The organism is Bacteroides sp. FSHCM14E1 (genome assembly GCF_019633785.1).
Taxonomy (GTDB): domain Bacteria; phylum Bacteroidota; class Bacteroidia; order Bacteroidales; family Bacteroidaceae; genus Bacteroides; species Bacteroides hominis.
In genome coordinates this window covers 234,856-260,746 of the sequence record NZ_JADKYL010000004.1, presented here as the reverse complement: position 1 = coordinate 260,746, position 25,891 = coordinate 234,856, and the positions used below count along the sequence as shown (strand labels likewise).

The window sequence follows — 25,891 nt, the reverse complement described above, 5'->3', positions numbered from 1 at the left end:
CCGTAGGGAGATCAGTTCATTTCCCTGTCTTTTTAATAAATGATCTCAAGAAGATAGAAGGAATTCCTAAACCCAAAACATGAATAAAAACTAATGGATATGACAACATCTCCCCGGAAGGATATTACCAATGATATTCTTTCCGCCATGCAACGTTATCCCGAAAACGAAGCATTTATCATTGACGATAAACATTATACTTATGCCCAACTTGGCAAAATAACAGCCTCCGTCGCCCATTCGCTATCAGAGATAGAAGATGAAAGAATCGGGATCATTGCGGAAAACCGGATTGAAACCTACGCAGCCATTCTGGCGGTACTGGCCAGTGGAAAAACATATGTCATTCTGCATCCTGCTTACCCGGAAGAACGTAATCTCAAAATAGCCGGACTGGCCGGATTGCATACTTTGCTCTGCACAAGCCATGTCGAACGCCCGGCATTCGGAACCGACCTCTTCAGAGTAATCAACACAGACAAGCTGTCGGAAAAAGCACCGTCGGAATTGTCAAGGCTGCAATTCTACCCGCCGGAAGAAGAAAGAAACGCTTATATCATTTTTACATCGGGAAGCACAGGCGAACCCAAAGGAGTCCCCATCACACGTGCCAATCTGAACACTTTTTATCAGGCATACGATTCTCTTAACTGGAACCTGGATGAACACGACCGCATGTTACAAATGTTTGAGCTGACATTTGACGTATCCGTCGTATCATTACTTTATCCCCTGACTTTAGGAGCTTCCGTTTATACAGTGGCCCATCAGGATGTAAAGCATTTCAAGGTGTTCGAACTTCTGGAGAAGTACGAACTGACCTTCGCCACGGTCACCCCCTCTCTATTACAACTTCTTTCACCCTATTTCGATGAAATCAGCCTGCCTGCTCTGAAATATCTGGGAGTATCGGCAGAGGCGTCGCAAACCGAACTGTTGGAACGATTCAGAAAATCGGCACCCAACGCAGAGTTCGTCAACCTGTACGGCCCGACAGAGGCTACGATTTACTGTACCTGTTACCGTATTCCGGCTTCCGGCACATGCAAGCATTACAACGGAATGGTGGCTATCGGAAAACCATTTCCCGGTATCCGCGTCATCATTGTTGACGAAGAAGGAAATGATCTGCCTCAGGGAGAGACGGGAGAACTTTGGGTATCCGGTCGGCAAGTAATGAAAGGCTATCTGGATGATCCGGAAAAATCGGCATCGGCTCTAATACACCGTCCTGACGGACAAATTTATTACCGGACCGGAGACCTGTGTATTTTAGACAACGATGGAGATATCATTTATTGCGGCCGTAAGGACTATCAAGTGAAAATACAGGGCTTCAGAATAGAACTAAGCGAAATAGAATACACTGCCCAGTCGTTTTTCAAGACTCCTTGCAACGTGGCTGCCCTTCCGTTAATCTGTGACGGAATTTGCAACGAACTGCATCTGGCAGTCGAAACGACCGAATGTGACCAAAACACATTGATAGAATATCTGAAAGAAAAGCTGCCACAATACATGTTGCCGAAACAAATTCATTGTATCCCTCAGTTTCCGGTAACCAATAGCAATAAAACAGACCGAAAAAAAATTGTTGAACTGATAAGAGAGAAGGAACTCTAAAAACAATATAAATATGAACCGAGAAGAAGTATTAAAACAACTACAAAGCATTTTCCGTGATATTTTAAAGAAGGACAACGTCTGTATCAGCGAATCATCCACCTCTCAAGACGTAGATGGCTGGGACTCACTGACCCATATGCAAATTATAGCCCAAATCGAGAAACGTTTCGGAGTACGTTTCAACTTTCGGGAAGTAATTAAATTCAAGAATGTCGGCGACCTATGCAGTGCCTTATTAACCAAAATGGAATAAATCATGCAGTTTCTCTCCTTTAGTTTCCTGGCTCTGATTACTCTCTGTTTCTTTCTCTACTATGCAGTCAAAGGACGTGCCCGCAACTTCATACTACTGGCAGCCAGTTGCATCTTCATCGGATGGTATTATCTGCCATTCCTGTTGACAGCAGTAGTGGTGGCACTGTTCACCTTCTTCTGGGCACAATGGATGGAAAACAGGGCGAAATCCGGGAAAAAGACCAAAGTAATCTATATCGCAGGAATCATCGGTCTGATAGGCGGATGGCTCCTACTCCATGGCACAGTGATAGATGACATCATCTTTCCACTTGGAATGTCATTCTACACATTCCAGGCCATCGGTTATCTGACAGATGTGTACTGGCAGGAGCAACGTGCCGAAAAAAACTGGGTAGATTTCCTGATCTATATGCTTTTCTTCATGAAATTCCTCTCCGGTCCCATCGAACGGGGTGGAGACTTGTTGCCACAGCTGAAAGATCCTCGCCCGTTCATCTACTCGAACGCAGTGACCGGACTGAAATATATTTTGCTGGGACTGATAAAGAAACTGCTTATAGCCAATCAGATAGCCCCGCAGACGGATATCATGTTTCATTCGATCCATGACCTTTCGGGTGTCCAACTACTGATGACCTGCCTGCTCTATCCTATCGAACTGTATGCCGATTTCTCCGGCTATACGGACATTGCCATCGGAGGAGCCTACCTGTTCGGCATCAAGCTATCGCCAAACTTCAACCGCCCGTTTGCCGCACGTTCCACCGCCGATTTCTGGCGCCGTTGGCACATGTCACTCTCTTTTTGGGTACGCGATTATCTCTATGTGCCGTTAACCGCCGGTACCCGTAACTGGGGACAGTGGGGAGTCTACTTCAGCCTTATCATCACCTTTCTGGCATTGGGATTATGGCATGGCTCCGGATTAACCTTCGCCATATACGGACTGATTCAGGGCATATTGATCTGCTGGGAAATGAAAACCTCTGCTTTTCGCAATAAGTTGCCCCAATATATCGGGAAATATGCATCCGACAGCCTGTTGATAATCCGTACCTATCTGTTGTTTGCGCTGTCACTTATTTTCTTCCGTGTACAATCATTGAGCGATGCCTGGTATTTTTTACGGAACATCTCGTTCGAAGTACATTCTTCCTGGAAGGAAATGAACATCGGCATACGCGACCACAATTGCATTGTAGCAGGTTCGGCCCTGTTACTGGTATTGATCTATGAATATTATGCATCTAAATATAACCTGATGGAAACACTCGAACGCCAGCCCGCATGGCTACGGTGGAGTGTTTACTATCTGCTGGTATTCGCCCTGCTGATGTTAGGTAAGTTCGATACGGAAACTTTTATCTATTTACAATTTTAACCGAAACCAATTACACCCATGCTACATTCACCGAAAATCTCTCCCAAAACACGTTTCTGCCTGAAACTCCTGTTATTGGCATTACCGCTTTTCCCGATAGTGGCCATCTATTTCATTTTCGACCCTTATATGGTGCTGCACTCCTACAAACGATTCGATAACTCTCCCGTGCTGCTCAACGAAGCGCATGTGGGATGGCAGAATTATCTTCAGAATCGTGATTCGATAGCCTATAACTCGTTTATACTCGGCAACTCCTGTACCATGGCATTCCTGACAGGAGAATGGGAGAAGTATCTGGATAAGGACGATCATGCCGTGCGCTTTTATGACAACTGGGAAAGCCTGGGCGGTGTGCGCCAGAAGCTTCAAGCACTCGATTCCGTAGGTGCCCCTCTGAAAAATGTATTAGTCGTTTTGGATAAAAAAGCACTGGACAGAAGTAAGCCCCTGTCGGGCAACGACCATCTGTTTTCGGCTGAGGCAGCCGGTATCAGCCAGTTGGGATTCCATCTGAGATTTTTGCAGGAATTCCTCTATCCTGACAAAACGATTCCTTACATAGGCTACCTGATCGGACATAAGTATGCTCCTTATATGAAAGGGGTCATAAACCCGGGAGATCCCATTCGGGAACCTTACACGAACAACTTTATCAATCCCAGAGAAAAAGAGATCGGACAGGATGGCGAATTGTACTGGACCCGTCATGAAAAAGAATTCAAAAAACGAACGGATGCAGGCAAAGAAGAACTGCCGGCTGTGTCTGTCAGCCAGATTCAAGTACTTCGTGCCATTAAAAAAATTTGTGATAAGCATCATACAAACCTGAAATTCATCATCGGCCCGGATTATTTTCAGAAAAAAACGAACCGGGAAGACATCAAAAGAATGAAAGAGATACTGGGTGCTTCTGCCGTATGGGATTTCACGGGAACTAATGAATATACAGCCGATATACATCATTACTATGATCCCGGTCATTATCGTCCTCTGCTGGGGGCACGCCTGCTGAAAGTTATTTATCAAGATTCGGCACCTGCCGGCAATGAAAACAACCCCAAAACGTCTTTTACACAAAACAGATAAATATATCAGAGAAAATAATTATATAACATCAAAAACTTAATTTATGAAAAAGATTTTATTATTAGTATCCATCTGCATTTCATGTTCATCTTGCTGTACACTATTCAGCAGTTCCAAACAAGACATCACTTTTACGGGAATGAATGGAACTAAAATCTACGAAGCATCGACCAAGCAGAAAATAGCGGAAATCAAAGAAGACAACAGTGTTACCGTCCAGATCAAAAAGAAAAGAGAAGACAAACAGTTATTGGCCAAAAAGGAAGGATACCAAACCACTCCCTTTGTCCTGGAATCTACTTTCAACAATGCCTGCCTGTGGAATATTTTATTCTGGCCCGGCTTCTTAGTCGACCTGGGCACGCAAAAGATGAACAAATGGGACAACACGATTATCAACATCGAAATGGAGAAAGAGAATACAGAAAACAAATAATCAACTCTCAGGATAATGACCGTTACACAACTCAAGTTACCATCCTGATCCCTCCAAAGCAATAAACACGTATGGCATTCTCCTCCTTCCGATGAACGAGGAAAATGCCATACGAAATCAAGCGATATGAAGTTAGCGTCAGAAACAGCCTCCTACAGTTGTTTCAACTCCCGGTATAGCCTCTGGATAGGAAGCCCCATTACATTGAAGTAACTGCCGGAAATGGACTCAACCCCGACAAAACCGATCCACTCCTGCACGCCATACGAACCGGCTTTGTCCATTGGCTGATAGTGATCGACATAATAAATAATTTCGTCTTCATCAAGTGTTGCGAAACGGACATCTGTCACAGCAGCGAAACTCTTTTGCCACTCACAGGTGGTGAGGCATACCCCAGTGATCACCTGATGGGACTTACCGGAAAGATTTCGCAACATCTCTATGGCATCTTCACGTCCGGAAGGTTTCCCAAGTGCCTTACCTTCGTGCCAGACTATGGTATCGGCAGTTATCAAAAGTTCCTCCGGGTGCATCACAGACTGATAAGCGGCCGCTTTCTCACGGGCTATGAACAGCGGAATCTCTTCGCCTTGCAGAGAGTCGGGATAAGACTCATCGACATCAGGCAATGTTTTTACCACATAATCTACCCCCAAGCCGGTCATCAACTCTTTCCGCCGTGGAGAATTAGATGCCAATACGATTTTATAACGATTCAAGTTAGCAAGCATACTAATAAATTAAAGAGTTATATACTAAAAATCACCACCCGAAAGCATCATCCGACAACCATTTGCCTTGCGCTTTAAGTACTTGCTCCACCACATCACGTCCGCAACCGTATCCGCCGTCGGCATATGAAATGTAGCGGGCAACGGCTTTCACCTCGGGAGCGGCATCTTTGGGACAACAGGGCAATCCGCACTCACGCATCACTTCCATATCGGGAACGTCATCGCCCATGTAGAGTATCTCCTCGTCCGCGAGTCCATGCTTGTCACGGAAATCACGATAATCGTGTATCTTTATGGCAGAGCCTAAATAGAGATCGGATACCCCCAATCCGGCAAAGCGCTTCCGCACCGCATCGGTCCGTCCACCTGTGATAATGGCAATATGAAGACCTTTTTTCACAGCCAGCTGGATCGCATAGCCGTCTTTTATATTTACCGTACGCATCGGTTCACCCGACGGATGGAGTGGAATCACATCTGCACTCAACACTCCGTCTACATCAAAAGCAAGTGCTTTAATCCGGGTGAGGTCGTAATTGATAGTACTCATTCTTATTTATATTTGGGGTTAATGTCTTTCGTGGATACTTCGGCTAAGTAATTCATATAATTGTTGCATCCCGGGATCATCGGCAAGCATCCGCAAATGATTGCCGATGACGTTCTCGTCATAACGGATCGCAGGTCCCGTCTGTGCTGCTTTAGGTTCCAATTCGTGCACTTTACGAGCCGTTTCATCAATTAGCGGCAACATCACGTCGAACGGCAAGTTATATTTCTTAAGCAGTTCGGCGGCAAGGGCATACATGTGATTAGTGAAATTGCATGTGAACACAGCAGCCAGATGAAGGCTCTTGCGTTGTTCCGAATCGGCATCATATACACGGTTCGACAAGGTAGACGCAATAGCTTTCAGAAATGCGGCATCTTCGGTCGACGAAGCTTCTATAAAGAAAGGAATCTCCTTAAAATCGACTTCCCGTTGCTTACTGAAAGTCTGCATGGGATAGAACACCCCATAATGTGACGCATGTCCTTCCCAAATACTCATCGGAATGCTGCCTGCCGTATGCACCATCAATGCCTCTTTCCGTTTACCGGCTACGATAGCGGGAAGAAGTTCGGCAAAGGCGGAATCTTTGAGCGAAATGATATACAACTTTGCATATGGATTCACCTCTTCAAGGCTCGTCGTATACTCAGCTTCTACTTTCTGCGCCAGCTCACGGGCCGACTCTTCCGTACGGCTATATACCTGTACGATACGGAATCCTTTCCGATAAAGAACCTTTGCCAGATTTGTGGCAAGATTCCCGGCACCGATAAACACAATCGGTGTATCTTCTATACTTCTTTTCATCGTGTTGAAATCAAATACAATATACCTCCGATTATCAATAAAGCCAAGGGCAGCAGGTAACCGGACATCGAACCAAGCAGTGAGACAATCAAGCCGATATTCAGCACCAGCCACAATCCGAGCAGCACCAGGCCGACGGATTTGTCCCGCTTGATAAACAGGAAAATAACCGCAGTGTAGAGCAAAAGATTATCTTTATTCATCACCCAGGGTATACCCAATGCAGAAAAGTGTATCAGTTTGTCTATCAGATAGAGCATCCCTATCACAATAAGGGTGACTGCCGTGGCTTTATATGTATCTTTATTGTTTGCTTTTACCGCACTCACCGCTACTTGCCTCCAAACTTATTAATATGGATTTTCTCCCATTGCAGATTATCTTCATTGAAGGGCTTGCGCTCCATGCCTTTGTGCCCGATCGCAATAATGGACAACACCTGTAATTGCAAAGGAATGTCGAGCACACCACGCACAAACTCATCGGAAGGCATTCCGGCAGCAGTATAACGCTCGCGTACCTGCACCCAGCAACTGCCCAATCCCAAGTCTTCGGCCTGAAGCTGAATCATGATGGAAGCAATGGAAGCATCTTCAATCCAAACATCGCTTGCCAAAGGATCGGCAGTAACCACAATTGCCAGCGCGGCATCGGCTATGAAAGCAGAAGCCTGCTCTTTACAGTGCGAGAGTTCGCCAAGCAGCTTTTTATCATCGACCGCGATAAACTGCCAACTATTGCTACGTTTAGAAGTGGGAGCCATCAGAGCCGCTTTCAGCAAAGCGACTACCTCCTCCTGAGAAAGTTCTTCTCCTGTAAATTTCCGCATACTGCGGCGTTTCTTTATCAGTTCACTGAAATTTTCCATATACTATAAATGCATTGTTTTTAATAAACGAACATTTACCGCAGACTTATACAGAATCATAATAAAAAGTCCGATCTGTATGAATCTGCATAACCGGTAATGATTTCCCTGCAAAGATAGGCAATTTATTCCACTCTCGTCAATTCACCGGTCAGTGAATCGATGATAAAGCCATGCACCCGGACGTCTTTCGGGATCAGCGGATGGTTCTCGATAGAACGGACCGTCCCCCTGACAGACTCAACCGGATCGTCGAAACCTCCCAGCCACGAACTGAAGTCAACACCGCAGTAGCGTATCATGTCGATCGTTTCAGATTTGATTCCCCGCTCTTTCATGTGGGCAATCATTTCATCACTGTTCATGTGGCAAGCACCGCAATCCGAATGGGCAATGACCATAATTTCTTCCACCCCCAGTTCGATGATGGCTACCAGCAAGCTACGGATGACACTGCCGAAAGGATGGGAAATGACGGCACCGGCATTCTTTATAATCTTCACGTCTCCGTTGTGGATTCCCAAAGCAGCAGGCAGCAACTCAGTCAGACGGGTATCCATGCATGAAAGGATGGCGATCTTCTTATCGGGGTACTTGTTAGTAATATACTTTTCGTATCCCTTGTTCTCAACGAACTTTTTGTTGAATTCAAGAATTTCTTCTAACATAATCGAAACGGATTTTATTGTAGTATATCTACAAAGATAATCACAAAATAACAGGTCAACAAAATAAGCCCCGCAAATGTTGTAAAGAGAAATAAAAAATGTAAATTTGTCCCGATATGCCATTAAAACTGACTACATATTACCGAGGGAGTGAAATTCCGGATTTTCCCGGAACCAATACATTTCATTCAAAGGAGTTATTTCAGATTTATGAAGAAACTCCGGGCTACACTCCGCTCCTGATCATGGCTTCGGAAGATGGAAAACCAATTGCCCGGCTGCTTGCCGCCATCCGCAAAAGCATACGCATGTTTCCTCCTTCCCTTATCAAGCGATGTGAAGTTTATGGCACCGGCGAATATCTGACAGCAGAAGCCGATAAGGAAAAAATATTCGGTGAAATGCTGGAGCATCTCACCACAGAAGTATTGCGGAGTTCGTTCCTGATAGAATTTCGCAATCTTGAAAATGCCATGTTCGGTTACAAATACTTCCGGTCGAACAAATACTTCCCTGTCAACTGGCTGCGGGTACGCAATTCACTACACGGCACCGAAAGTGCGGAACAGCGTTTCAGCCCTTCCCGTATCCGCCAAATCAAGAAAGGGCTGAAAAATGGCGCATCGGTAGACGAAGCACACACGATAGAAGAAATCCGCGAATTCTCGAACATGCTGCGACATCTCTACTCGTCCCGCATCCGTAAACACTTTCCCAATATCATCTTTTTCCAGCACATGGACACACGGCTGATCCACAGCAAGCAAGGTAAAATTTTCATTGTCCGCTACAAAGGAAAAATCATCGGAGGATCTGCCTGTATCTATTCAGGCAACGATGCCTACCTGTGGTTCTCGGGAGGTATGCGGAAAACCTATGCTCTGCAATACCCGGGTATACTGGCTGTATGGAAAGCTTTACAAGACGCACATCAAAACGGGTTCCGTCACATGGAATTCATGGATGCCGGACTCCCCTTCAAGAAACACGGTTACCGCGACTTCGTACTCCGCTTCGGCGGCAAACAAAGCAGTACCCGGCGCTGGTTCCGCTTCCGCTGGCAGTGGCTGAACAATCTGCTGATCAAAATATATGTCTAAAAATCAAGCATCCTCTGGGTTTAAAACCAAAGAAGAATTGGCTTGAAACCAACAATGCCTACCTTTTAAAGTAACGCCCCTTGGGTTTTAAATCTATTTTCACCATAATTAATTGCAGAAAAATTTCTTTATTAAACAAGAATTGATTTTCTTTGTGCTGTTTTATACCATTCCAAAAAGACGATTAAAACCAAAATTAAAAAATATAGTTATGAAGATTTCACACATTGAACACTTGGGCATTGCCGTAAAAAGTATCGAGGAAGCCCTTCCGTATTATGAAAACGTATTAGGTTTGAAATGCTACAACATCGAAACTGTAGAAGATCAAAAAGTAAGAACAGCCTTCCTGAAGGTAGGTGATACCAAAATCGAATTACTGGAACCGACATGTCCGGAAAGTACCATCGCCAAATTCATCGAAAACAAAGGCGCAGGTGTTCATCACGTTGCATTTGCCGTTGAAGACGGTGTGGCTAACGCTCTGGCAGAAGCCGAAAGCAAGGAAATCCGCCTGATCGACAAAGCCCCGCGCAAAGGAGCCGAAGGCTTAAATATCGCTTTCCTTCACCCGAAATCAACTTTGGGCGTACTGACCGAACTCTGTGAACACTAAAAAAGAGATACGACTTGACAAGCACAGAATGTATGATTGAAAACACCTTTGGTTATCAATTTTCAACCGTACATCGCAAATCGTCTAATCGTAAATATTATAACCCTTTAAATTAAGAAAAACTCATGAGTAACCAGCTTGAAAAAGTAAAAGAGCTTATTGAACTTCGCGCTCAGGCTCGTTTAGGTGGTGGCGAAAAGGCTATTGAAAAACAACACGCCAAAGGCAAATATACGGCCCGCGAGCGTATTGCACAGTTGCTTGACGAAGGTAGTTTCGAAGAACTGGATATGTTTGTTCAACACAGATGTACTAACTTCGGACAAGAAAAGAAACATTTCCTCGGCGACGGTGTAGTAACCGGTTATGGAACAATAGAAGGTAGATTAGTATATGTTTTCGCACAAGATTTCACCGTATTCGGTGGTTCACTGTCGGAAACCATGGCACAGAAGATCTGTAAAGTAATGGACATGGCCATGAAGATGGGTGCTCCTGTTATCGGTATCAACGACTCGGGTGGCGCACGTATTCAGGAAGGTATCAACGCTCTGTCCGGTTATGCTGAAATTTTCCAGCGTAATATCATGGCATCGGGTGTTATTCCACAGATTTCGGGTATTTTCGGTCCGTGTGCCGGAGGTGCGGTTTACTCTCCTGCCCTGACAGACTTCACGCTGATGACCGAAGGTACATCTTACATGTTCCTCACCGGACCTGCTGTAGTAAAAACAGTAACAGGTGAAGACGTATCTCAGGAAGACCTGGGAGGTGCAAGCGTACATGCCAGCAAGTCGGGTGTAACCCACTTCACAGCCGAAACCGGAGAAGAAGGTCTGGCGATCATCCGCAAACTTCTCAGCTTTATCCCGCAAAACAATCTGGAAGAAGCCCCATTGGTGAACTGTACCGACCCGATCGACCGTATGGATGACCTGTTGAACGAAATTATCCCCGACAGCCCGAACAAACCGTACGATATGTACGAAGTGATCGGTGCCATCATCGACAACGGTGAATTTCTGGAAGTACAGAAAGACTACGCCAAAAATCTTATCATCGGTTTTGCCCGCATGAACGGACAGTCGGTAGGTGTGGTTGCCAACCAACCTAAATATCTGGCAGGCGTGCTCGACAGCAACGCATCACGCAAAGGCGCCCGTTTCGTTCGTTTCTGCGACGCATTCAACATCCCGCTGGTAACATTGGTAGACGTTCCGGGATTCCTTCCGGGCACAGGTCAGGAGTACAATGGTGTGATCCTGCACGGAGCCAAATTGCTGTATGCTTACGGCGAAGCCACTGTACCTAAAGTGACCGTAACCCTGCGTAAGTCTTACGGCGGTTCACACATCGTAATGAGTTGCAAGCAACTTCGCGGTGACATGAACTATGCATGGCCGACAGCCGAAATCGCCGTAATGGGTGGTGCCGGTGCAGTAGCGGTATTGTATGCCAAGGAAGCCAAAGATCAGGAAAACCCTGCTCAATTCCTGGCAGACAAGGAAGCCGAGTATACCAAACTCTTCGCAAACCCGTACAATGCGGCCAAATACGGCTACATCGACGACGTTATCGAACCGAGAAACACTCGTTTCCGCGTGATCCGCGCTTTGCAACAGCTGCAAACTAAGAAATTAACCAACCCTGCTAAAAAGCACGGTAATATTCCATTGTAACAAATAAAAATCGATTGTTATGAATAAGAAAAGAATCGGGATATTTATCGCTCTGCTGGCAATGGTTTGCATGGGGCTCAGGGCGCAAAGTGCCACCAGTCTGAAAATCAATGAAGTTTTGGTCATCAACGACCAGAACTATCAGGATGATTACGGACTGCACAATGCGTGGATAGAGATATTCAATACCTCTTTCGCTTCGGTAAATCTGGAAGGTTGCTTTCTGACGAACGATAAAAACAATCCGACCAAATATCCTATTCCCAAAGGCGACGTGCTGACGTTAATCAAGCCACGCCAACATGCTTTGTTCTGGGCAGACGGGATGCCTAACCGGGGTACGTTTCATGTAAACTTTACGCTCGATCCGGACAAAGAGAACTACATTGCTCTGTATGATTCCAACGGTAAAACTTTGATTGACGAGGTAACCATCCCTGCCGGTCAGCTTGCCGACCGTTCATACGCCCGTGAAAAAGACGGAAGTGCTAACTGGGTAGTAAAAGGTGGTGGAGAACATAGCTATGTCACTCCAAGCACCAACAATATGACTATCGACAAAAACCCGAAGATCGAGAACTTCAAAAAGCACGACTCTATCGGTATTGGTATGGCCATCATTGCCATGTCAGTCGTATTCATTGGTTTGGTACTTTTGTATCTTTCATTCAAGGCGGTAGGTAATATCGCTGTCAGACTGGGTAAGAAAAACGCAATGAAAGCCACCGGTATCACCGACAAGACGGAAGCGAAGGAGAAGAACCTGGGTAGCCACACAGGTGAAGAGACCGCCGCTATCGCCATGGCTTTGCACGAATACCTGAATGACGCTCACGACGTTGAAGACATGATTCTGACTATCAACAAAGTGAAACGCACCTACTCACCGTGGAGTTCGAAGATCTACACACTGCGTCAGACTCCGAGAAGATAATTACTAACCCTAATAAAATGAAGCAATGAAACAATATAAATATAAAATCAACGGCAACCTTTACAACGTTACAGTGAACGATGTAGAAGATAACATAGCCAATGTTGAAGTAAACGGAACCTCTTACAAAGTAGAGTTGGATACTCCCGTCAAAGCTGCTCCGAAACCGGTTACCCGTCCGGCAGCCGCTCCGAAAACCGAATCGGGAGCTCCGGTAGTGACCAAACAGCCGACAGCTTCCAAGAGAGACGGCGTGAAATCTCCGCTGCCGGGTGTCATCCTCGACATCAAGGTGAAAGCAGGAGACACTGTCAAGAAAGGCCAGACTATCATCATCCTTGAGGCTATGAAGATGGAAAACAACATCAATGCCAATAAAGATGGAAAAGTAGCAGAAATTAAAGTTAATAAAGGAGATTCTGTACTTGAAGGTACAGACCTCGTAATCATTGAATAATTATGGGAGATTTCGTATCATTCTTAGGGAATAACCTTGTTGACTTCTGGGGATACACTGGTTTCGCAAACGCGACACCCGGACATCTTTTCATGTTGCTAATCGGTCTTTTCTTTATCTACCTTGCCGTAGCCAAAGAATTTGAACCGATGCTGCTGATCCCCATTGGCTTCGGTATTCTGATCGGTAATATTCCATTCAATATGGAAGCCGGATTAAAAGTGGGTATTTACGAAGAAGGTTCGGTACTGAACATCCTTTATCAAGGTGTAACCTCCGGTTGGTATCCGCCGCTTATTTTCTTAGGCATCGGGGCCATGACGGACTTCTCGGCACTGATCTCCAACCCCAAACTGATGCTGATCGGAGCTGCCGCACAGTTCGGTATCTTCGGCGCTTACATCATTGCCCTCCTCATCGGATTTGAGCCTAACCAAGCCGGTGCTATCGGTATCATCGGTGGTGCCGACGGACCGACGGCGATCTTCCTTTCGTCTAAACTGGCTCCGAACCTGATGGGTGCCATCGCCGTATCAGCCTATTCTTACATGGCACTGGTACCGGTGATACAACCGCCCATCATGCGTGCGCTGACCACTAAACACGAACGCCTGATCCGCATGAAACCACCAAGAATCGTATCGCATACCGAAAAAGTGATTTTCCCCATCGTGGGTCTGTTGCTCACTTGCTTCCTGGTTCCGTCGGGTCTGCCTTTGCTGGGTATGCTGTTCTTTGGTAATTTATTGAAAGAAAGCGGTGTAACCCGTCGCTTGGCAAATACTGCCAGCGGTCCGTTGATCGATGTCATCACTATCCTGTTGGGACTGACTGTGGGAGCTTCTACCCAAGCCTCACAATTCCTCACCTGGGATTCTATCCTGATCTTCATCCTCGGTGCATTCTCTTTCATCATTGCCACTACCTCGGGTGTCTTGTTTGTGAAGTTCTTCAATCTCTTCCTGAAGAAAGGCAACAAGATCAATCCGCTGATCGGTAATGCAGGTGTATCTGCCGTACCCGACTCGGCGCGCATCTCACAAGTGGTCGGTTTGGAATACGATCCGACCAACTATCTGCTGATGCACGCTATGGGTCCGAACGTGGCGGGAGTAATCGGTTCAGCCGTAGCTGCCGGTATCCTGCTCGGATTCCTTATGTAGTTTAAAAGCTTTTTCATAAAATAGAACCGGGGCGTCTCTCTTTGCGAAAAGAGAGGCGCCTTGCATTTTACGTTAATCTATCTAAAAGACGTTACGAACCCTTCGTAGAAACGATATTTTTACTAACTTGCAGGCAATAAAACATACGTCCTATGAAAACAAAAGCTATGAAACCACTCATCTTTATCTTTTGCTTGTGTCTTAGCCCCATACTAACGGCACAGAACACGAATCAAAACAAGATTCAGGAAGCAATGGCAAACTATGATTACGAGACTGCCATTGAACTGATCAACAAAGAGAAGCCTACCATCCCGCTATTGATGCAGCAAGCCAAAGCCCTGAAAGGAATCGGCAACAACGCCGAGGCTCTCCGTGTCATCCGCCAAGTAATTACGGCAGATTCTACCAACCAACAGGCACACATCGAAGCCGCGGAATGTTGCAAAGCAATGGCTAAATATAACGATGCATTGGACTATTACCGGAAAACCATCACCTTGAATCCCAAGAACAAGTATGCCCGCTTGCAATTTATCAACTTGCTTTGCAATACGAAAAATTATGCCGAAGCTTTTGGAGAGAGCTCAATGATGTCCGAAACAGACAGTTCGGCCGTGGTACTCCACCTACAGGCACAGAGCCTTGAAGGAATGCAACAAATACTGCCTGCCATCGGCTGTTATGAAATCATTCAGGACAAATACCCGGACGACTATTTAGCAGCGGCCAAACTGGGAAATCTGAACATAGCGGCAGGATATCCCGAATACGCGATCAAAGCAACCGAACGCTACAGAGAACGGGATTCAACCAACCTGATCGTAAACCAGCAAAACGCACTTGCCTATTGTCGTGCCCAACAATACCCGATGGCCATCAAGCGTTACGAAAATCTATGCCAGCAGGGAGACAGCAGTACACAAACATTATACTATCTGGGAATCAGCTATTATGCCGATGAATATTATTATGAAGCACACGCATGCTTCAGCAAACTGTACAAAGATATGGAAGAAGATCCGAACCTGCTCTATTATCTGGGACGATGTTGCGCCAAGACTTCCTGGAAAAAGGAAGGCATAGAACATCTGGAGAAAGCCATCGAACTTACCATCCCCAAAGACAGTACCATGATCCGTCTTTACAAAGGCTTGGTCGATTGCTGTAAACTGGCAAGAGACACACCCAAACAAATCCAGGCCCTCAAAGAGCTGTATAAATATGATAAGACGAACCATAAACTACTTTATGACATCGCCTGGAATTATTCATATCAGCTAAAAGACCACAAATCAGCCGAACGTTATTTGCAGGCCTTCTTAAAGACCCGGAACAAAGATGCCAAAAAGGAGGAAGCCACCGCCGAAACAGGAGAACTCGTTCTGGGACTTGAAAACTACTACAACGCTGCCGATAAGTGGCTGAAGGACTTACAGAAAGAAAAATTCTTCAACGAGGGAATACCGGAACAAAGCCCGAAATAACAGAACCTATATTTACTCATATGAAATACCTCCTGATCCTCCTCTGTCTGGGCTTCAATGTAGCATTGTCCGCTCAGAACGTAACTTCTATCCAGGAAGCAATGGCAAACTATGACTACAAAACGGCCATCAGACTGATCGATGGAGAAACTGCTTCATCGCAATTATTGTTACAAAAAGCCAAGGCTTTAAAGGGATTGGGACACACTGCCGAAGCCTTGTCCACTTTACAACATATCATTTCCGAATTACCCGAAAACCAGCAGGCATTGATAGAAGCCGCTGAATGTTGCAGGCAACTGAGCAAGTACAACGAGGCCTTGGAATACTATCGGAAAGTTTTGAAGTTAAATCCGGAACATACTTACGCACACCTGCAATACACCCGTCTACTATACAACCAGCAGCGATATGGAGATGCACTGCACGAAAGCGTCACATTGGCCAAGAAAGACAGTTCCGCTACCGTATTACGATTAATGGCAGAAAGTATGGAAGGACTTAACATGCCGATAGAAAGCATGTTATGTTACATTTCCATCATCAGAAAATATCCTTCCGACTATCTGTCTGTTGCCAGATTGGGCAGCATACTCAATACGATGCAGGATTATGAAGGGGCAATCTCCCTGACAGAAGGATATCGCCAAATGGATAGTACCAATGTAGAGGTAAACCGACAGAACGCCTTGGCTTATTGTCTGCACAAAAACTACCCCATGGCAATCAAACGTTATCAAGATCTGACAAGCCAGGGAGACAGTACCCTGCTGACATGTTATTATCTGGGAGTCAGCTATTATGCCACGAAAGAATACTTTAAAGCACGCGATTGGCTGCTTAAAGCAAAATCCCGCCAGTCCCCCAGCGCCAACCTGCTCTACTACTTGGGACGCTCCTGCTCCAAGACTTTGTGGAAACAAGATGGGATTGAGTATCTGAATCAGGCCATCGACCAGACTATCCCCACCGACAGTATAATGGAACGTCTCTATTTCGGACTTGCGGATTGTTATAAAGAGGCCAAACAGACCCGCGAGCAGATAAAAGCAATCAAAGAACAATATAAGTATGCCCCCGACAGGCATATATTGCTTTATAACATGGCCTTTCTATCCGATAAAATCAAAGATACAAAAGCCACAGAGCGCTACTTGCAAGCTTTTTTACGAACAAAGTCCCAACAGAAGGCAATAGAGCTGCAACAAGATAGCGACGTCGAAGAGGAGGAGCCCGCACCTCGCATAGACTATTATAAAAGTGCCGCCAATAAACTGGAAAGTATCCGAAAGGAAAAATTCTTCAAAGGAGAAAAGTAGGTATCCAAAGTGGCTTTTGTGCACATTACAAATGCCCGATTCAGGTTTAAGCATCTCCTATGAAAACGTTTGCATAAATAGATGGCGGACAGTAAGGAAGAAAACAGGAACCAATCCGATGATTTATCCTATATTAGCAGCATCTAAATAATAACGAGCTAATATCATGAAAAAATTATTGTTCTTCTTAGGTTCTCTCTTACTTTCATTAAGTACTTATGCAGCCATGAACGTATCAAAAATCGATCCGCCCTTCTGGTTCACCGGCATGAACAATCCGGAACTCCAGTTAATGGTATACGGCGAAGGCATCGGCCAGGCATCCGTATCAGTAAACTATCCCGGAGTATCACTCAGCAGCGTCGTGAAGCTGGAAAGCAACAATTATCTGCTTGTCTATCTTCATCTCGATAAAGATGTTAAACCGGGGAAAATGCCTATTACATTCACTCTCGGAAAGAAAAAGCTGGTTAAGGATTACGAATTGAGAGCACGTAGCAAAGCAGGAGCCGACCACAAAGGCTTTGACGCATCGGATGCCCTATATCTGTTAATGCCGGATCGCTTTGCCAATGGAAACCCGGACAACGACCAGATAGAAGGCATGGCAGAATATAAAGTAGACCGCAATGACCCGAACGCCCGCCACGGCGGTGACCTCGCCGGTATTGAACAAAACCTGGACTACTTTACCGACCTGGGAGTGACCGCACTCTGGTTCACCCCGGTACTTGAGAACAATATGAAAGGCGGTTCGTACCACGGCTATGCCACGACCGATTATTACAAAGTAGACCCACGTTTCGGTACCAACGAAGAATATCGTTCGCTGATAGACAAAGCTCACAACCGGGGCATTAAAGTCGTAATGGATATGATCTTCAACCATTGCGGAGTAGAACACCCCTGGATCAAGGATATGCCTTCGAAGGACTGGTTCAACCACTCCGATTTTAAAGACAACTTCGTACAGACATCTTACAAACTGACTCCTCACGTAGATCCGTACGCCTCACAGTATGACTTCGACCAGATGAATGACGGCTGGTTTGTGGAAGCCATGCCCGACTTGAACCAGAAGAACCCTCACGTATACAAATATCTCCTGCAAAACAGTTTGTGGTGGATTGAATATGCCGATATCGACGGCATCCGGATGGATACTTACCCGTATGCCGACTACGATGCCATGAGCAACTGGATGAAGGAACTGAATGAAGAATATCCCAACTATAACACGGTAGGCGAAACCTGGGTAACCGAACCTGCCTACACAGCCTGGTGGCAAAAAGATTCCAAACTCTCCGCCCCACGCAACAGTAACCTGAAAACTGTGATGGACTTCAGTTTCTTCGACAAAATCAACACAGCCAAGAACGAAGAGACCGACACCTGGTTCAAAGGTCTGGATCGGGTATACAACAACTTTGTATACGATTATCTGTATCCCGATCCCGCATCCGTGCTGGCTTTCATAGAGAATCACGATACCGACCGCTTTCTGGGTGAAGGTGAAAATCTCGACATGCTGAAACAGGCCTCTACCCTTTTGCTGACCACCCGGCGCATTCCGCAGCTTTATTACGGAACCGAAGTCATGATGAACGGAGTAAAGAGCAAAAGCGACGGTTATGTCAGAAAAGATTTCCCCGGCGGATGGGCCAATGATAAAGAAAACGCTCTTACTCCGGAGGGACGTACCAAACTACAGAACGAAAGCTATAATTTCTACCGCAATCTGCTGAACTGGCGCAAAGGCAACGATGTGATTGCCAAAGGCAGCATGAAACAGTTCATGGTTCAGCACGGTGTATATGCCTATGCACGCGAATATAACGGAAAAACAGTATTTGTCCTGTTGAACGGTACGGATAAGGAGGTGAAACTCCCTCTGAAATATTACGCTGAAGTACTGAAAGATAAAACTCAAGGCAAAGACGTCATTAGCGGAAAAATGATAATGCTGAACGAGGAACTGACAATGGCTCCACGCCAGTCAATGGTCATAGAGCTTTAGCCCCGTTCACCCCAAAGCAGGCTCGGGGTGTCAAAAGTCTTTTTACCACGGAGTAACACAGAGTAGCACAGAGTGTTTGCAATAATAATCAGCAACTTAAATCACCTCTGTATTACTCCGTGTTACTCCGTGGTGAATTTTGTCACGAATAATAATAGTCAAACATTTGACTATTATCGAAGAATATTGCTACCTTTGCACCGACCAAAAGAATACAACGATGACAAACAACGAATCGGCACGCGAGCTTATTCTACAAATCCTGCGAACCCGGATGGCTTTCCGTCAAACCCTTCAACGGGTGCTCAAACGGCACAACGTAGATATGACCTTCGAAATGCTGCAAGTAATGAATTGCCTGTGGAACGAACAAGGCATCAGCCAGCAGTCTCTGGCAGAGAAAACGGCAAAAGACAAAGCTTGCCTGACTAACCTGATCAATAACCTGGAGAAAAAGAATTGGGTGATACGGAAAGAAGATTCATCCGACCGGAGAAACCGGCTGATTTTTCTTACAGTACAGGGCGAGGAACTTGCCCTTACAGTGAAACCGCTGATCAACGATATCTATACCCAAACGGGAATAGAGATGGAGGTCAGCCGGATAAACGAATGTACCGAAGATTTAAAAAGACTGTACGAAGTTCTCAACGAAATCTAAAATCAACTCAGGCCATGTCCACCCATCAAGCGAAACAAAAAGAATTAAGAAAGCTGAAGTACAGAAACATCTTTCTCAACACGGTATGCATATTATTAGCACTGGCAGGTATCTCGTGGACAGTAAACTATTTCTGGAAATATGCCCGCTACGAAATAACCAATGATGCCGTAGTAGACCAATACATCGCTCCGCTCAACATCCGGATACCGGGATATATCAAAGAAGTACGTTTCACCGAGCACCAGTATGTACATGCCGGCGACACGCTCCTGATTCTGGATGACCGTGAATACCGGATCCGACTCAAAGATGCGGAAGCCGCTTTGATGGATGCCTTAGGCTCCAGAGAGGTTTTGAACTCCGGCATCCGGACCTCAGGGGTGAACATTGCCGTACAGGACGCCAACATAGCCGAAACCCAAGCACGGCTTTCACAGCAGGAAGCCGAACTGAACCGATACACCCGGCTCCTGAAAAAACAGGCCATCAGCCAACAGGATTACGAACTGTCAAAAGCAAATTTTGAAGAGACCCGGGCACGTTACAATGCCCTCCTGCGCCAGAAAGAAGCCGCCCAATCGCAGTACTCTGAAACCAGTAAACGCAGTACCAGTGCCGAAGCCAATATCCTCCGTAAAGAGGCCGAAGTGGATATGGCTAAACTGAACCTGTCATATACCATCGTCACCGCACCTTATGACGGATACATGGGACGGCGCACCCTTGAACCGGGACAGTTCGTACAAGGGGGACAGACTCTCTCGTACCTGGTACGAGGCAATGATAAATGGGTAACTGCCAACTATAAAGAGACTCAGATAGCCCACATCTACATCGGACAAAAGGTTCGCATTAAAGTAGATGCTTTCAGCGGCCGGACTTTTCATGGAACCGTCACGGCCATTTCCGAAGCTACCGGGTCAAAATACTCCCTGGTGCCTACCGACAATTCGGCCGGGAACTTTGTCAAAGTACAGCAGCGCATTCCTGTCCGCATTGACCTCAACGATGCCTCACCCAAAGAGATGGAATGCCTCCGTGCCGGAATGATGGTAGAAACGGAGGCGGTCCGCCCATAAGCCTATGGTAAAGCTCAACCTCCCTACCCGCCCCTGGGTGCCCCAATGGTTGGGCATCGTAACGATGTTCATCGTCATTTTTCCCATCACCCTGCTCAACGGAGCTTACACAGGCAGTATGATCGAAGTGTCGAACACGCTGGGAGTGATGAGCGAAGATATCACGATGGCCTATTATTCAGCTTCGGTGGGGATGGCTGTAGCCTACCCCATCGTACCGAAAATACGTGCTATAGCCACTTCGAAGACCTTGTTGCTCACAGACTTATTGCTACAGGTTTTCTTCAGCCTGATCTGTGCACAGACAGGCAGCATGGACGTCATCATGGGATGCTGTTTCTTCATGGGATTCCTCAAAGGTTTCGTCATGCTTGAGTTCATCATCCTGATCCGTCCACTCTTCAGTCCCAAAAACATACGAAGTGAATTTTACGCCTACTTCTATCCCATTGTCTTCTCCGGAGGACAGTTGTCAATGGCTATCACGGCACAATTGGCCTATCATTATCAATGGCAGCACATGTACTATTTCGTCACCATCCTCCTACTGGTTGCCATTCTGTTTGTATTGTGTTTTTTTCGTTACGCACAACGTCCCGTCCACATCCCGTTCAAGGAGATGGACGGAAAGAGCATGTTCATCATTGCCTCTGCCTATCTGCTGACACTCTATACCTTCACTTATGGCAAAACACTCGACTGGTTCGCATCCCCTAAAATAAGAGTATACGTATTCATCATCCCTCTCCTGATAGCTCTTTTCATCTACCGGCAACGGACACAGCCGAAGCCTTTCGTCAGTCTGAAACCACTTACTCTGCATAAATCCATCATCGGATACGGCTTCATGGTACTCGCCATGTTTCTGACAGCCACCAGTTCACTGGTGACCAACTACATGAACAGTATTATCCGGGTAGACAGCATTCATGCCAATTCACTCAGCCTGTGGCTGTTGCCCGGCTATGTCGTGGGAGCGATTATTTGTTTCTGGTGGTTCCGATGGCAACGGTGGCGGTTTCGCTTTCTGATTTCAGGCGGCATGTTCTGTTACGTCATTTATCTGGCAATTCTCTACTTTGGCATAACCCCGTATGGCACTTACGAAATGCTCTACCTTCCTATCTTATTCCGGGGAGTGGGCATGATGGTCCTGTTTATCGCATTCGGCGTTTTTGTCGTCGAAGATTTAGACCCGCGCCTGACACTGTCCAACGCTTTCTTCCTGATTTCCTTCCGGTCGGCACTGGCACCGGTCCTGTCGGCCTCGTTTTTCAATAACATGCTCTATTATCTTCAGGTGAAAGGCATGAATGTTCTTTCGGAAAATATGACGCTGACCAATCCAATAGCCGAACAGAAATATAACCAGGCACTGAACAGCGCTCTGGCACAGGGGCACGAATTCAGCGAAGCCGGCCAGTTGGCAACCAACAGCCTGTACTCCACTTTGCAACAGCAATCTCTGTTACTGGCACTGAAAACACTGATCGGTTATGTGCTGATACTGGCACTGGTGGTTGCAGTCGTTGCAGCTTTTATCCCTTTCCATAAGACATTGAAAGTGGCTGTCGTAAAGACGGGAGACGATATGGTATAATGAACGAGGAAATAATAAAGATTCATCCGGCAAATATGTAGTTTGACAACCGTCCTGATAAATTTGATAATCAACAGATTATATTTACCAATATTTTTCTTTCAATGTAAATCCATTTATCCCGGTATGTAAAGACATTATCTCCGGTATGTAAAGGCTTTTATCCCGGCATGTAAAACCATTTACCCCGGTACGTAAAACCATTTATCCCGGCATGTAAAACTTTGATAAGCCAGTCCCGAAAACCCGGTGGATTTGATTATTCACCACAGAGGAGAATAACGTCTCACAGAAGAGAATTTCTCTCCGGAATCTTTCATAAACAAAAGATGAAAACTCTGTGCCTTCTGTACCCCTTCGTAGTGAATCAAAACCCGAACCGGATGGCAACCGGATTTTCGGACCGGCCTAAAAAAAGCCACTCAATCGCTTGAGTGGCCTTCCAAAAATGTAAATTAAATAAACATGAACAACATCATGTTTTTTTATTCAGCCAACTTATTGTCTGAACCCAGCACATTGATGATTTTGTGCTTGTAGAGTTTTTCCATGTTGTCGCGAGCCGGTCCCAGGTATTTACGTGGGTCGAACTCAGCCGGTTTTTCTGCAAATACCTTACGGATAGCAGCAGTCATAGCCAAACGAGAGTCTGAGTCGATGTTGATTTTGCAAACAGCAGAAGCAGCAGCTTTACGCAACTCGTCTTCAGGAATACCGATAGCAGCTTTCAGCGCACCACCAAATTGGTTAATGGTTGCAACTTCTTCTTCAGGAACTGAAGATGATCCGTGAAGAACGATAGGGAATCCCGGAAGTTCTTTCATTACGCCATCCAATACGTTGAATGCCAACGGAGGAGGAACCATACGGCCGGTTTTCGGATCGATGTGGCACTGTTCCGGAGTAAATTTATAAGCACCGTGAGAAGTACCGATAGAGATAGCCAATGAATCGCAACCTGTTTTAGTTACGAAATCAACTACTTCATCCGGTTCAGTATATGTGTGGTGGTCTGAAGAAACTTCATCTTCTACACCGGCCAATACGCCGAGTTCACCTTCTACAGTTACATCGAACTGGTGAGCGTAGTCAACAACTTTCTTAGTCAGAGCAACGTTTTCATCATAAGGAAGGTGAGAACCGTCGATCATTACAGAAGAGAAGCCTGAGTCGATACAGCTTTTGCAAGTTTCGAAAGTATCTCCGTGGTCGAGGTGCAAAACGATTTCAGGGTTTTTGCAGCCCAATTCTTTTGCATATTCTACAGCACCCTGAGCCATGTAACGCAACAGTGTAGCGTTAGCATACTGACGAGCACCTTTTGATACCTGCAAAATAACCGGAGACTTAGTTTCTACAGCAGCCTTGATGATAGCCTGCATCTGTTCCATATTGTTGAAGTTGAATGCAGGGATTGCATATCCACCCTTGATAGCCTTAGCAAACATATCTCTAGTGTTTACCAGACCTAAATCTTTGTAATTAACCATTTTGTTTAAAAGTTTATTGTTAGTGAATCAAAAATTCTACGCAAAAGTAAGAATAATCCTTTGAATAGAGAAACCGTCGGACGGAAATATCCGCCCGACGGGTGCAATTCAATCCTATTTCAATTTATTTCCCATCCTTTAAGAGCCGTTTGTAATGTCTACGTGGCAAATAAAGGGTTTTATTGTTTCCTCATATATATTATGGTAGGCAAGTGGTCACTGTAACCGTCCAACCATACCTTACCGCCGTAGGTGCGCAACGGTGAACCCTTGTATCTGCCCTCCTGCTGGAACAGGTATTCACGCAGAAAGACTTCGTTATGATCATATTTCAGTCCTTTTGCAGCCTGAAGCAGACTGGGTGAAATAATAATCTGATCGAACAGATTCCATTTGCCGCGATACAGCAAAGTGCCGACTCCTTTATCTTCCAGCGTCACCCACCAAGGATTATAGAGGTCATCCTCCGTCATATCTTCGACGTGTTTCTTAGCTCCCAGCACGGCAAGGCTCTGATCCATCGGGTCGTCGTTAAGATCACCCATAATAATCAGTTTCAGGTCTTTGTCCGAACGCATTAACGAATCCTTCAATGCCTTCACCTGCATGGCGGCATGCATACGCACAGGCTCTTCCGCCCCACGGGATGGCCAATGGTTTACAATCATACATACCTTATCGCCTGCCAGTTCACCACCGACGATCAGGAATCCACGGGTCTTGTGAATCGTATCTCCTTCGAACGGAGTGGAAAGAACCAATGCCGTCGTACGGGGAGTAAACTGTTTGGGATCATACAGCAACGCACAGTCGATTCCCCGTTTATCGGGTCCTTCGTAATGTATGTAGCGATAACCTCCCGCAGCCATTTCCGGTTGGCGAATCAGGTCTTCAAGTACATTCCGGTTTTCAACCTCGGCCACCCCAATGGCGGCAGGTCCGGCAGGCACTTTATCGCGCGATAGTTCACCCAGCACTTTGGACAGCTTGTTCAGTTTGGAGTGATACTTCTCCGAGTTCCATCCCTTAGCAGCATCCGGCAGATATTCATAATCGTTTTTTCCGGCATCATGAATGGTATCAAACAGGTTTTCAAGATTGTAAAAGGCAACGCTGTACAGCCCGTCTTTGTGCTCCTGCGCACGGACACCGACAGACAGCAACACTAAAAAGCCGAATGCAATAATCAGTTTCTTCATAATTTTGTTTTAAGTTTGATTCACCACAGAGCAACACAGAGCCTTAAGTTCTTGTTATCAGGATATTGGAAAGAAGAAAAAATCTCTATAAAACTCTGTGTTGCCCTGTGGTGAATTTAGTTCATTTCTTAACTATTTAATGTCCTTTTGGGATTTCAAACCAGCGGGACCTTGACTTTAAACCAACGGATTTTCTCCGTCAACCCTGCAAAAGTCTTAAAAAAAAGCGAGAATACGACTTTTTTTCCGAAACTTTTTTCCTAAGAAACAAAAAAGCATTATCTTTGCGCTCTGAAAAATGACCATTACACTATTCTTACCAAATAGTAAACGATATAATAATTTAAAAAACAAATATTGAAATGAAAAAAGGTCTTCATCCTGAATCATACCGTCCGGTAGTATTCAAAGATATGTCAAACGGTGATATGTTTTTGTCTAAATCAACTGTGGCAACTAAAGAGACCATCGAATTCGAAGGTGAAACTTATCCGTTGCTGAAAGTCGAAATCTCAAGCACTTCTCACCCGTTCTACACAGGTAAATCTACATTGGTAGATACAGCCGGACGTGTTGACAAGTTCATGAGCCGTTACGGTAACCGTAAGAAATAATCAAACGGACTTCCGATTGATAAAAATAAGCTGCCTCCTTTGCGGAGGCA

Annotated in this window: 26 protein-coding genes; 18 read left to right on the top strand and 8 right to left on the bottom strand. The window is 45.6% G+C overall.

The window, feature by feature from the left end; genetic code table 11:
* Window positions 1-99 precede the first annotated feature (99 nt).
* From ISX59_RS08735 to ISX59_RS08715, 5 genes are read left to right on the top strand one after another with little or no spacing between them, the layout of a single operon-like run.
* Window positions 100-1,623 carry an amino acid adenylation domain-containing protein gene (locus ISX59_RS08735; protein ID WP_005807654.1) on the top strand — a complete coding sequence of 508 codons (1,524 nt, stop codon included), beginning with the start codon at window positions 100-102 and terminating at the stop codon, window positions 1,621-1,623.
* A gap of 13 nt (window positions 1,624-1,636) precedes the next feature.
* Window positions 1,637-1,879, top strand: a complete 243-nt coding sequence (locus ISX59_RS08730) for an acyl carrier protein (RefSeq protein WP_005807656.1) — start codon at window positions 1,637-1,639, stop codon at window positions 1,877-1,879.
* 3 nt (window positions 1,880-1,882) lie between these two features.
* A complete protein-coding gene (locus ISX59_RS08725; protein ID WP_005807657.1) occupies window positions 1,883-3,265 on the top strand; it encodes an MBOAT family protein in 1,383 nt (460 codons plus the stop codon).
* 18 nt (window positions 3,266-3,283) lie between these two features.
* A complete protein-coding gene (locus ISX59_RS08720) occupies window positions 3,284-4,354 on the top strand; it encodes a hypothetical protein (RefSeq protein ID WP_005807658.1) in 1,071 nt (356 codons plus the stop codon).
* 43 nt (window positions 4,355-4,397) lie between these two features.
* Window positions 4,398-4,790, top strand: a complete 393-nt coding sequence (locus ISX59_RS08715) for a hypothetical protein (RefSeq protein ID WP_005807659.1) — start codon at window positions 4,398-4,400, stop codon at window positions 4,788-4,790.
* Window positions 4,791-4,942: 152 nt separating this feature from the next.
* Here ISX59_RS08715 and ISX59_RS08710 read toward each other — a convergent pair whose 3' ends face one another.
* From ISX59_RS08710 to ISX59_RS08685, 6 genes are all read right to left on the bottom strand, one after another.
* Entirely contained in the window at window positions 4,943-5,524 is a 582-nt protein-coding gene (locus ISX59_RS08710; RefSeq protein ID WP_005807660.1) for a Maf-like protein, read from the bottom strand.
* A 31-nt stretch (window positions 5,525-5,555) separates the two neighbouring features.
* On the bottom strand, window positions 5,556-6,077 hold the full coding sequence (locus ISX59_RS08705) for an HAD family hydrolase (RefSeq protein ID WP_005807661.1): 522 nt from the start codon (window positions 6,075-6,077) through the stop codon (window positions 5,556-5,558).
* 18 nt (window positions 6,078-6,095) lie between these two features.
* Window positions 6,096-6,887, bottom strand: a complete 792-nt coding sequence (locus tag ISX59_RS08700; RefSeq protein WP_005780614.1) for a Rossmann-like and DUF2520 domain-containing protein — start codon at window positions 6,885-6,887, stop codon at window positions 6,096-6,098.
* Complete coding sequence (locus ISX59_RS08695; protein WP_005780616.1) at window positions 6,884-7,216, bottom strand: hypothetical protein; 333 nt, start codon at window positions 7,214-7,216, stop codon at window positions 6,884-6,886. Before ISX59_RS08695 ends, ISX59_RS08700 begins: the two co-directional genes overlap by 4 nt.
* A gap of 2 nt (window positions 7,217-7,218) precedes the next feature.
* On the bottom strand, window positions 7,219-7,755 hold the full coding sequence (locus ISX59_RS08690) for a nitroreductase family protein (protein ID WP_005780618.1): 537 nt from the start codon (window positions 7,753-7,755) through the stop codon (window positions 7,219-7,221).
* A 125-nt stretch (window positions 7,756-7,880) separates the two neighbouring features.
* The gene (locus ISX59_RS08685) at window positions 7,881-8,423 is read right to left on the bottom strand and encodes a carbonic anhydrase (protein WP_005780619.1); all 543 of its coding nucleotides are present in this window, start codon (window positions 8,421-8,423) and stop codon (window positions 7,881-7,883) included.
* Between the two features lie 116 nt (window positions 8,424-8,539).
* Here ISX59_RS08685 and ISX59_RS08680 point away from each other — a divergent pair, with 116 nt between their 5' ends.
* From ISX59_RS08680 to ISX59_RS08625, 12 genes are all read left to right on the top strand, one after another.
* Window positions 8,540-9,523, top strand: a complete 984-nt coding sequence (locus ISX59_RS08680) for a GNAT family N-acetyltransferase (protein WP_005780621.1) — start codon at window positions 8,540-8,542, stop codon at window positions 9,521-9,523.
* A 211-nt stretch (window positions 9,524-9,734) separates the two neighbouring features.
* Window positions 9,735-10,139 carry a methylmalonyl-CoA epimerase gene (gene mce, locus ISX59_RS08675; RefSeq protein WP_005780623.1) on the top strand — a complete coding sequence of 135 codons (405 nt, stop codon included), beginning with the start codon at window positions 9,735-9,737 and terminating at the stop codon, window positions 10,137-10,139.
* A gap of 125 nt (window positions 10,140-10,264) precedes the next feature.
* The gene (locus ISX59_RS08670) at window positions 10,265-11,818 is read left to right on the top strand and encodes an acyl-CoA carboxylase subunit beta (RefSeq protein WP_005780626.1); all 1,554 of its coding nucleotides are present in this window, start codon (window positions 10,265-10,267) and stop codon (window positions 11,816-11,818) included.
* Between the two features lie 19 nt (window positions 11,819-11,837).
* Complete coding sequence (locus ISX59_RS08665) at window positions 11,838-12,752, top strand: OadG family transporter subunit (protein WP_005780627.1); 915 nt, start codon at window positions 11,838-11,840, stop codon at window positions 12,750-12,752.
* A gap of 25 nt (window positions 12,753-12,777) precedes the next feature.
* On the top strand, window positions 12,778-13,209 hold the full coding sequence (locus ISX59_RS08660; RefSeq protein WP_005780629.1) for a biotin/lipoyl-containing protein: 432 nt from the start codon (window positions 12,778-12,780) through the stop codon (window positions 13,207-13,209).
* 2 nt (window positions 13,210-13,211) lie between these two features.
* Entirely contained in the window at window positions 13,212-14,372 is a 1,161-nt protein-coding gene (locus ISX59_RS08655) for a sodium ion-translocating decarboxylase subunit beta (RefSeq protein WP_005780630.1), read from the top strand.
* A 152-nt stretch (window positions 14,373-14,524) separates the two neighbouring features.
* Window positions 14,525-15,859 (top strand): lipopolysaccharide assembly protein LapB, encoded by a 1,335-nt coding sequence (locus tag ISX59_RS08650; RefSeq protein ID WP_005807668.1) that lies wholly within the window; start codon window positions 14,525-14,527, stop codon window positions 15,857-15,859.
* Between the two features lie 20 nt (window positions 15,860-15,879).
* Window positions 15,880-17,178: a tetratricopeptide repeat protein gene (locus ISX59_RS08645; RefSeq protein ID WP_005807669.1), complete on the top strand. Its 1,299-nt coding sequence runs from the start codon at window positions 15,880-15,882 to the stop codon at window positions 17,176-17,178.
* Between the two features lie 166 nt (window positions 17,179-17,344).
* A complete protein-coding gene (locus tag ISX59_RS08640; RefSeq protein ID WP_022012320.1) occupies window positions 17,345-19,195 on the top strand; it encodes a glycoside hydrolase family 13 protein in 1,851 nt (616 codons plus the stop codon).
* A gap of 220 nt (window positions 19,196-19,415) precedes the next feature.
* A complete protein-coding gene (locus ISX59_RS08635; RefSeq protein ID WP_005807671.1) occupies window positions 19,416-19,856 on the top strand; it encodes a MarR family winged helix-turn-helix transcriptional regulator in 441 nt (146 codons plus the stop codon).
* A 14-nt stretch (window positions 19,857-19,870) separates the two neighbouring features.
* On the top strand, window positions 19,871-20,938 hold the full coding sequence (locus ISX59_RS08630; RefSeq protein WP_220575822.1) for an HlyD family secretion protein: 1,068 nt from the start codon (window positions 19,871-19,873) through the stop codon (window positions 20,936-20,938).
* A 4-nt stretch (window positions 20,939-20,942) separates the two neighbouring features.
* Window positions 20,943-22,538, top strand: coding sequence for an MFS transporter (locus tag ISX59_RS08625; protein ID WP_005780639.1), 1,596 nt, complete (start codon window positions 20,943-20,945; stop codon window positions 22,536-22,538).
* A gap of 485 nt (window positions 22,539-23,023) precedes the next feature.
* Here the strand turns inward: ISX59_RS08625 and ISX59_RS08620 are convergent, their stop codons facing one another.
* On the bottom strand, window positions 23,024-24,028 hold the full coding sequence (locus ISX59_RS08620; protein ID WP_005807673.1) for a class II fructose-bisphosphate aldolase: 1,005 nt from the start codon (window positions 24,026-24,028) through the stop codon (window positions 23,024-23,026).
* 179 nt (window positions 24,029-24,207) lie between these two features.
* Window positions 24,208-25,227, bottom strand: a complete 1,020-nt coding sequence (locus ISX59_RS08615; RefSeq protein WP_032540163.1) for an endonuclease — start codon at window positions 25,225-25,227, stop codon at window positions 24,208-24,210.
* Between the two features lie 362 nt (window positions 25,228-25,589).
* Here ISX59_RS08615 and ISX59_RS08610 point away from each other — a divergent pair, with 362 nt between their 5' ends.
* Window positions 25,590-25,841, top strand: coding sequence for a type B 50S ribosomal protein L31 (locus ISX59_RS08610; protein WP_005780644.1), 252 nt, complete (start codon window positions 25,590-25,592; stop codon window positions 25,839-25,841).
* The last annotated feature ends 50 nt before the right edge of the window (window positions 25,842-25,891 follow it).